The sequence below is a fragment of the Pseudomonas sp. K5002 genome, assembly GCF_013386655.1.
GTDB lineage: Bacteria > Pseudomonadota > Gammaproteobacteria > Pseudomonadales > Pseudomonadaceae > Aquipseudomonas.
In genome coordinates this window covers 1-8,452 of the sequence record NZ_JACARK010000122.1, presented here as the reverse complement: position 1 = coordinate 8,452, position 8,452 = coordinate 1, and the positions used below count along the sequence as shown (strand labels likewise).

Annotated in this window: 7 protein-coding genes and 1 pseudogene; 3 read left to right on the top strand and 5 right to left on the bottom strand. The window is 59.0% G+C overall.

The window, feature by feature from the left end; genetic code table 11:
* Nucleotides 1-407 precede the first annotated feature (407 nt).
* A complete protein-coding gene (locus HX846_RS07490; RefSeq protein ID WP_178965197.1) occupies nt 408-1,139 on the bottom strand; it encodes a hypothetical protein in 732 nt (243 codons plus the stop codon).
* A gap of 333 nt (nt 1,140-1,472) precedes the next feature.
* Between HX846_RS07490 and HX846_RS07485 the strand changes: the two genes are divergently transcribed.
* Both HX846_RS07485 and HX846_RS07480 read left to right on the top strand, forming a co-directional pair.
* Entirely contained in the window at nt 1,473-2,234 is a 762-nt protein-coding gene (locus HX846_RS07485; RefSeq protein WP_178965196.1) for a BPL-N domain-containing protein, read from the top strand.
* 163 nt (nt 2,235-2,397) lie between these two features.
* A complete protein-coding gene (locus HX846_RS07480; protein WP_087694702.1) occupies nt 2,398-3,450 on the top strand; it encodes a DUF1176 domain-containing protein in 1,053 nt (350 codons plus the stop codon).
* 74 nt (nt 3,451-3,524) lie between these two features.
* Here HX846_RS07480 and HX846_RS07475 read toward each other — a convergent pair whose 3' ends face one another.
* The 3 genes from HX846_RS07475 to HX846_RS07465 are packed head-to-tail and all read right to left on the bottom strand — an operon-like array spanning nt 3,525 to nt 6,082.
* Nucleotides 3,525-4,181 carry a hypothetical protein gene (locus HX846_RS07475; RefSeq protein WP_177028436.1) on the bottom strand — a complete coding sequence of 219 codons (657 nt, stop codon included), beginning with the start codon at nt 4,179-4,181 and terminating at the stop codon, nt 3,525-3,527.
* Nucleotides 4,178-5,650 carry a M48 family metallopeptidase gene (locus HX846_RS07470; protein WP_023658733.1) on the bottom strand — a complete coding sequence of 491 codons (1,473 nt, stop codon included), beginning with the start codon at nt 5,648-5,650 and terminating at the stop codon, nt 4,178-4,180. Before HX846_RS07470 ends, HX846_RS07475 begins: the two co-directional genes overlap by 4 nt.
* Before the next feature lie 3 nt (nt 5,651-5,653).
* The gene (locus tag HX846_RS07465) at nt 5,654-6,082 is read right to left on the bottom strand and encodes a hypothetical protein (protein WP_003210496.1); all 429 of its coding nucleotides are present in this window, start codon (nt 6,080-6,082) and stop codon (nt 5,654-5,656) included.
* A gap of 161 nt (nt 6,083-6,243) precedes the next feature.
* Between HX846_RS07465 and HX846_RS07460 the strand changes: the two genes are divergently transcribed.
* Nucleotides 6,244-7,191 carry an AraC family transcriptional regulator gene (locus tag HX846_RS07460; RefSeq protein WP_177022073.1) on the top strand — a complete coding sequence of 316 codons (948 nt, stop codon included), beginning with the start codon at nt 6,244-6,246 and terminating at the stop codon, nt 7,189-7,191.
* A 37-nt stretch (nt 7,192-7,228) separates the two neighbouring features.
* Here HX846_RS07460 and HX846_RS07455 read toward each other — a convergent pair.
* Nucleotides 7,229-8,452 (bottom strand): annotated as a pseudogene (locus HX846_RS07455) (ATP-binding cassette domain-containing protein); the annotation flags it as partial.

Genomic DNA, 8,452 nt, shown 5'->3' with positions numbered 1-8,452 from the left:
ACGAAACTAGGGGCGATTCAGAATGACTAAGACACATTCCTCTCACATGGCTCGAAAGCTAGTGAGACTTGGCAGGACTGTTAAACATGAATTCAAGGCTGACAACGAAACATACGAGTGGTATTTGGAATGGGAGCACGTTGAAGAGCCTCCATTACTTTCCTCACAAGATAATTAGGATAAACCCAGCCACGAACGCTCCTGTGACTGATTAAGGTTGGAAGATTTAACGCTGCAGATCTAAGTACGATGGAAGCCTTTTTACACGGTCTCGGCCGATTGCAGCCCATCGTGACGGGTAGCTTTTTGAAAACTGGCCCCCATTATCGGCCCCAATTTTTCGATGCTGATAATTGGCTACTTTTCCCCGAAAAACCTCCTGGCTTGGGTCGAAGTCGTCGATACAACTACCACCGCCTCCACCACGCTTTCTGAGCAACCACCTCAGGCTTCAGCGAGGCGATCTTAGAGCCAGCAATCTTTACCGGTGCGACGTCCAGACCATCGAAGCTACCTAGACCCAGAGGGGGGCTTTCTGCTTGTAGAAAGCGAGTGGTTTCTGCTGAAGCCACCGCATGCAGTAACGATGAGGGCGTTATATTCCGACTCAAGACGTGAATGCCGCTCTCTGGGTCATGCAGACCACTTGCGTCGGTGCCTTCAACTCCATCTATCAGAAGCGGCTGGATCATGACCGTGCCAAGCTCGTAGGTGATATCCAGATCACCGCAAACGCAACGCAGCCTTTGCAGTTCACCATTCGACGATACACACACAAAATCCAGCCCGTCGTCATCCGTGCAAAAGCTGCAAACGTGTAATTGAAGGCTTTTACTCAGCGCTAAATTCACATTCAGGAAAGCTCTCTTGAAGTAGTCGGCTAGCTGAGCATCCTTAAGCACTTTGTATATCTGCGATAGCGCTGCCAATTCTTGAGGGAGCTCAAGCGGTACATCCTTGATGGGTGGCATAGACGTAAAGGGCCATTTCCGTTCTTCGCCAGCCTTGAACGTGTCTAAGTAGAACGACGTGGCGTTTTCATCCTGGTGCAATGACCAACCAATGCTCACCGGCAACGTAGAAAGTGGTTCTAACTCCGGCTTCACATTCATCGCGTGAGCAACGACAAGGTACCCCATTGTTTAGATCCTTCAGGTACAGGGCTGAATCGCTCCAAGCATAGTCGATACTTGAGTGTGTGCTATTGGCCGATAGCATTCGCGCATCGCCGAGAGCTGACTCAAACGGCCTGAAAAATTCCGGGGACTGAAAATGGAAGAAACGCTCTCTTCGATATTTATGCACTAAAGGAAAACCCATAAATTTCAATGGAAAAACCGTCGTTGCGATCATCAACCCCGATTTTTCCTAGCCGTTTTACAAATGTTAACTCCTTCAAGTGGCTATTGGCTTTAGGCTTCGAATCACAAAGTCCGATCGGACCCAATCAGCTTTAAGACGACTCTACAACCATGAATCTGCACGCCATCGCCGCGACGCTTTTTGCGTTTTTCACACTGCTTCCTTCCTCAGTGCACGCCGCGACACCCATCGCCCATGTCGCTATCTACCGAGGCCCGGCGGGCTGCGAGGGATGTTCAGAGAATGTCAAAACAGCCCTGCTGCGCGTCCGCCCAACTGCGCAGATTGACTTTGTAGGTGCCGATGAATCGATCGACATCACGCCGCAAAACCTCGCTCGTTATGACCTCTACGTTCAACCGGGTGGCGGTCAGGACATCCCTGCGGCGCTTGATAGTTTGGGGGATGCGCGGGTGCAGGCCATTCGTGACTTTGTCGCCCAGGGTGGGCGCTACCTGGGGCTTTGTATGGGTGCTTATCTGGCCGACGACAGCAACTTTGGCCTGATACCCTACGACCTTGATTCAGAGGCGGGCAGGCCTGGGTTTGAGGTCGCGGGCATTGCGGACGCGGCGGTGCAGGTTGTGTGGGATGGGAAAACCGATAGCGTCTTTTATCAGGATGGGCCTTACTTCCCCAAGCCTGACGCGACCTCGCCTTCTTCAACCATTGCGACCTACCGGAATGGTGATGTGGCGGCAGCGCGTTACACCTATGAAAACGGGGTCGTGGTGCTGAGTGGCCCGCACCCTGAGGCGGATCGGGAGTGGTTCGAGAAGGCGAATATTCCCTTGAGCAAGATGCCGCGGGGTGAGCTTTTTGGGGCGTTGGTGCGCAGCATTGAGGGGCGCAACGGCGCAAAGTCACCCTGACTTGCAGCGCGCTGGACTGGCGACATCCCACGTTCAGGCGCTGGCTGGAACACCGTACCGATTGTTCCAGCCGGGGTTTCTGTTGTGCCTGACGGCCATGCAATAGGTATTGGCAAAGAACCCTGCCCTAATAGCGTTTTTCCAGTCTACAGGCACCTGTTTGATGACCCGACTCCCCCTCATATTCCTGATGGCTGCTGCAGTTACCAGTGCGAACGCCGCCGACAATGTCCCTTTGGAGCGTTCTATCAAGGACTGGATTGTCGGCTGTGATAACACGCGTGCCTGCACGGCTATCGGTGCCGTCCCGGAGCGTGACGATATCGGTATCTCGACGTTCAGCCTGCGGGTAACCCGTGAAGCCGGCCCACATGGAGACTTGCGGGTAGGCGTGTTCAGCTACACCGCCCCCCAGGGTCAGCCAACACTCGATGGCAAGCCGCTGAAAAATCGATTCGAGCCTGGCGAACTCAAAAAAGGTGAGGTATCTGAGGTGTTTGCTCTGACCGGAACGAATGCCGACGCCTTGATTGCAGAGTTGCGCAACGGGCGGGAGTTGATTTTACCCATTGAGGGCGGTACCTCCGTCGCCTCGCTAAACGGGATGAGCGCGGCGCTTTTGCTGATCGACTCGGTCCAGGGGCGCGTTGGTACACAGGACGCACTGATTTCCAAGGGGCAGGCGCCCGCCAGCAGCGTGCCGCAAGCACCGGCCGCACCGCCGGCACCGAGTTGGCAGGCACCCGTTGCGCTAACCCCGGACAGGGCAAAAGAAGTCGCGGATGCCGTGGTGGCGGCCACGCGCAAGGAGTGGCAAGCGGATCTGAATGAAGGCGTTGCGCCAAAGGCTAACGCCTATGCCTTGAGTGCAGATCAAGCGCTGGTGATCATCGAAACCGGCTGTGGGGCATACAACTGTTTCTACAATATCTACCAGGCGCCCCTGGACCACCCTGAGCAGGCGCGCCCAGCACGGGTCGCCGAAGTGCCAAATCTGCCGGAAAGAGAGCCCAACGGCCTGGTCGATTTTGATCCGGCCACGGGTGAGCTGAGCAGCCAGGCAATGGCGATGGGCATGGGGGGTTGTGGCACTGCGCTGCGCTGGCGCTACGACGGTAACGGTTTCACGCTGACCCATGCGGCTGAAATGAACACCTGCATGGGGCTGGAGCAGGTTCATTGGCCTGTGCTGTGGCGTACCGAGGCAAGTCGCTGAAACTGTCGAATACATCAATGTGTGTGGCGAGGCGCGAGCGCCCTCGCCACAAACGGGTGTAGCCCCCTACCCCTTCAGGAAGCCTTCAACGCCCGCAACTCACCCTCTACACGCGCCGCGTTGCAGTAGGTGTCCAGCATTTCCAGCACTTGTTCGCCGGTGAGGACGTTACCGTTCAGTTGCAGGCCGAACAGCGTCAAGCATATCTGAGGCTCCCGGGAGCGCTTGATCTTGACGTGGGGCATCAGGGGGCCCGCAGCGTTTTTGCAGGCGGGCAATGGCGCACCCTCGCGCAATGTCAGCGTGATCCATAGCTTGATGCGGCCCTCTTTGATGTGGATATCACCGATATCCAGCAGATCGATTTCTGCATCAAGGTTGCGAAACCACAAGTGGCTATGGGTCAGGCGCATCAGGATCTCCTCGCCGGCCCGACGGTGCAGCCACACCCCGCTGAGCAAAACCAGCGCCACGATTGCAAAAATGCCTCCCATGAACGCGTTTTTGCCATCCCATGCACTCCCGCCAGCCATCACGAAAGCGAACACTGAAAAGAGCAACAGGGTGCGGCGCACCTTGCGTGGGTAGGCCAGTTCGGTGACTGCGGGAACCTCGGCCAACCACTCCTCGCGTTCCTGGATGGCCGCCTGCAACTGATCGCCAGTGTGCTGATTAAAATCCTCAGTGAGGGATTGGGCCAGGCTGGCCAGTGGATCATCAGGGTGGTTCATACCGGTACTCCATTCTTGTTGGCATCTTCAGCCGACTGCGGATCATGAGTGAGTTGACTGAACCACTGCCGGTCGTGCGCGGTGGGCGTCCGTGTTGCCTGGGCCAGCAACTGGTCGTCGAGAACCACACCCAGTTGCTGCAGGCGCACGGCAGTGGGGGGATGGGTATCGAACGGATGAGCGATCGCGTGATCCATCACCGCCTCGTTCAAGATCACCGGAGCCTGGCGAAGGTGGTCCGCTAACGCCTGGATCAAGTTGCTGTGGGTACGCTGCCCAAGCAGTTTGTTGACTTCGGCATCAAGGGCGATGACGCGCAGCAGCGCCTGGCAAAACAGCCGCTCGCCGGCAATTTGCGCCCCGACCTTATCCGCCACCAGTTCCTGCGCACGGCTCCAGTGGTGCACGGCAATCTGGAAGTGATGCAGAAAGCGCCACGTCATCCAGATCGCCGGGCGTTCGATCCAGGACGGCATGTCATCCACCGCGCTGATGTTCAGGAAATGCATGTACATCAGGCTGAACCGTGCCCCGGCTTCACTCCCGCGCTCGGTGTCGCGGCTGCTGAAGTGGCCAAGCTCATGGCCGATAATCGAGGCGGCTTCTTCCTGGCTCAGGGTCGACAGGAAAGTCAGCGGCAGGTACATCGTACGGCCCGTCAACAGTTGCCCCGAGGGTTGCAGGGCCACCTGGACACTGGTGACGAAAAACGATTGGTCGACCCCAATCACGATGTGGTCCGGCACGGGCGCGCGGGTGACGGCTGCCAGTTTTTCTATCCACTCCCATAAGGCCGGGGCGCTGGCCCGGCTGATTGAACGCCCCAGAAACCCGGATTGCGGCGTTTCCATATCCTGCCATTGCCGACGCAGGCGCCCGATCAACAGCACGCCCAGGTACAGCATCACCAGCAAGGGCACCACCACCAGCAGTATCACCATGCCGCTGTTCTGGCGGTTGCTCCAGCCCCAGCTGACTTCATACAGCAGGGCCATCGCCAGCGCCCCCACTATCAACCCGGTGTAGACCACCAGCCACTGCCCCAGCGCACGCCAGCTCAGGACCAGTCGATCATAAAGAAAGTCCCGCGAACGCAACGCGCGCCAGGCATCCAGGCGCAGTTTTACCCAGGTCGCGCAGCCCGCCAGCACGGCTGCGACCGCCAGCCAGTAACCGAGAAACGCCAAGACCTGGCGCATGTGCACCGAGCCCTGGTCGGCATCGGCCCGAGCGACCTCACGCTGCAGGTAGCCGCGCAGGCTGTCGTCCGGGAGTACCGGCGTTTTGCGCCATTGTTGCGGCAGTTGCTGCCTCAATTCATCGCTCGGGCTGGCGAGCCATTGGCGCATCACCTGCGCTTCTTCCAGGGTACTGTCGGCACGCCAGCTCTGAAGGCTGCTCCAGCCCATCAGTACCAGCGGCAGCAGCAACATCGCCAGGCCCCACGACCATCGTCTCAACAGGCTCATGGCTCAGTTCGCCTGGAGATAGTCAGTGAGAAATGCTTGCGCATTGCCCTGACTCGCCAGCGCCTCGTTATAGGCGACGGCCAGCGCTTTTGCTTCGCCTGGCAAGTACAGCTCTCCCCAGCCGTTTTGCAGAATCAGTACGACGAACTTCTGACCGTCTACCGTGGTGTAATAGCGCGTGTCCTTGCTGGTCTTCTCGACAGACATCTTTTGGATTTTCAGGTTCCAGTCGTGGTCAGCCCCTTCCACTTGCACCAGTGCCTGATTTTCGTCACGGGCCCCGATACGCAGTGTCCAGACTTTCACCCCGGCCTCACCCGAATACGCAGCGACCTTATCTGCGACTTCCGGGCGATCTTGAGCGAAGGTATTGCCCGTCATGACGGCCAGTACCATGCTTAGCACGGCAGCCCATTTGCGATAAATCAGCATACTCAGGTTCCTTGAATTTCACGGCCGACCATTGAAAGTCACCCTCGGCGATCTGCCAACCGTGCAGGCCGTTGCGCACAACAATGAGACTGCGGTTCACAACGACGAGTGACGGGGTACAATGGCGCGAACACATAAGGACATGACTCAAACCCTTCTCGATGAAACGCCAGAATCCTTATCTCGACACACACTTCTGCTTCGATCACCCGGGTCCCCTGGACCAGGCCGGCGTATTCGACGACAGCGCTCGTCAGGTTATTGGTTCTGCCATCGGCCACTACCGCGCACGGACCGTTCGGCCAGACCTGCAGTATTTCGACTGTGACTTGCAGTTCCCCGAGCCGCTGAAGATCCACAAGGTATTGCCCGACAGTGTGTGCATCGTGCAGGTGCTCGGCGGCCAGTGGCAGCATCGGGTCGACGGTGTGCTCAATGAATACACCACGGGCGCAGTCCATGTGCTGGGCCTGAGTGAGAGCATGGAAACCGTCGATCAACTGCCCGCCGGCAGTCATGCGCGCATGGCCGGGCTACGCATCGCAGGCGATTATTTGCGCGAGCTGGCCGAAGAAGACTCGGCGCTCCAGCCGTTACTCAGCCTGCTCAATGACGGCGTTCAATTTTCGGGACTGCACGGGTGCCCGGCACTGGGGCGTTTGCTGGAGCGGATATATCACTCTCCCTACCAAGGCGCCTTGGAGCGCCTTAATCAGGAAAGCCTGAGCCTGGCAGCGCTGGTGGAGCTGGCAGCCCATCTTGCCCCTCAACCTGCCAGGCCAATACCTGCGGTACGCGGTCATTCAGACCTGGCCCATGAAGCGCGGTTTCAACTGGATGCCAACCTCATCGACCCTCCCGGCACTCAAGCGCTGGCCCGGCGCCTGGGTGTGGGGGAAACCACGCTGCGCCGGGCGTTCAGTCAAATCTACGGCCAGTCGATGCTGGATTATGTGCGCCAGCAACGCATGGAGCTTGCGCGCAATCTGCTTCGTCAGCGCAAGTGGCAGGTGGCGCAGATCGCCTACCGCCTGGGCTATGCCAATCCCGCTAACTTCAACCATGCCTACAAGGCCTACTTTGGTCACCCGCCAGGTGCCGAACGCTAGAGAGCAAAGCCATGAATAGACCCCTTCCGGCCATTAGCTATCCCAACTCCCGCCCCAAAAACGGCGCAGTCCGGCTCCCCTTACTCTTCGCCACCTTCTGCGGCGTCCCGCTCACCACCACCTTCCCGCCTCTGTCCCCAGCCCCCGGCCCAATATCAATCACCCAATCACTCTGGGCCACCACGCGCATTTCATGCTCCACCACAATCACCGTGTGCCCCGCCTCCACCAGATGATTCAACTGGCTCAACAACCGGTCCACATCCCGCGGATGCAGCCCGGTCGTCGGTTCATCCAGCACATACAACGTCGCGCCCCGGGCATTGCGTTGCAGCTCGGTCGCCAGCTTGATGCGCTGCGCCTCCCCGCCTGACAACTCGGTCGCCGGCTGGCCAAGGCGCAAATAACCCAAGCCAATATCCCGCAGCACTTGCAGCGAGCGCAGCACACCCGGCTCTTCGGCAAATACCCCTACCGCCTGTTCAACCGTCAGCCCCAGCACCTGGGCGATGGTCAGCCCTTCCCACTTGATTGCTAACGTTTCCGGGTTGTACCGCGCCCCGTGGCACGTCGGGCATGGCGCGTACACGCTGGGCATGAACAGCAATTCAACGCTGACAAACCCCTCGCCTTCGCAGTTCGGGCAGCGGCCTTTGGCGACGTTGAAAGAGAATTGCCCGGCGTCGAAATGGCGCTTTTTCGCCGCGGGTGTGGCGGCGAACAGTTTGCGTACGTTGTCGAACAGGCCGGTGTAGGTCGCGAGGTTGGAACGCGGTGTGCGGCCGATGGGTTTCTGGTCCACCTGCACCAGGCGGCGGATGTGTTCCAGCCCGCCACTAATGCGGCCGCCGCTGGTTTGCGGGGCGTCGTCTTCGAGGCTGGGTTCGTCTTCGGTTTCCACCACGCGGCCCAGGCCTGCGCCTACCAGTTCCAACAGCGCCTGGCTGACGAGGCTGGATTTGCCCGAGCCGGAAATGCCGGTGACGGCGGTGAAGCAGCCCAGGGGAAAGTCCACGCTGAGGTCGTTGAGGTTGTTGCGCGTGACGCCTTCCAGGCTCAGCCAGCCGGTGGGTTGGCGCGGTGGTTGGCTGACCGGGCGTTTTTCGGCGAACAGGTATTCGCGGGTTTGCGAGGCTTCGACCTGCGCCAGGCCGGCGGGTGGGCCGCTGTACAGGACCTGGCCGCCGTGTTCACCGGCAGCCGGGCCGACGTCGATCAGCCAGTCGGCGCGGCGCATGGTTTCGAGGTCGTGTTCCACCAC

What these genes read in the sequence shown, in the direction of transcription:
- HX846_RS07490 (WP_178965197.1), bottom strand. Translation starts at nt 1,139, where the DNA reads ATGGGGTACCTTGTCGTTGCTCACGCGATGAATGTGAAGCCGGAGTTA.
- HX846_RS07485 (WP_178965196.1), top strand. Translation starts at nt 1,473, where the DNA reads ATGAATCTGCACGCCATCGCCGCGACGCTTTTTGCGTTTTTCACACTG.
- HX846_RS07480 (WP_087694702.1), top strand. Translation starts at nt 2,398, where the DNA reads ATGACCCGACTCCCCCTCATATTCCTGATGGCTGCTGCAGTTACCAGT.
- HX846_RS07475 (WP_177028436.1), bottom strand. Translation starts at nt 4,181, where the DNA reads ATGAACCACCCTGATGATCCACTGGCCAGCCTGGCCCAATCCCTCACT.
- HX846_RS07470 (WP_023658733.1), bottom strand. Translation starts at nt 5,650, where the DNA reads ATGAGCCTGTTGAGACGATGGTCGTGGGGCCTGGCGATGTTGCTGCTG.
- HX846_RS07465 (WP_003210496.1), bottom strand. Translation starts at nt 6,082, where the DNA reads ATGCTGATTTATCGCAAATGGGCTGCCGTGCTAAGCATGGTACTGGCC.
- HX846_RS07460 (WP_177022073.1), top strand. Translation starts at nt 6,244, where the DNA reads ATGAAACGCCAGAATCCTTATCTCGACACACACTTCTGCTTCGATCAC.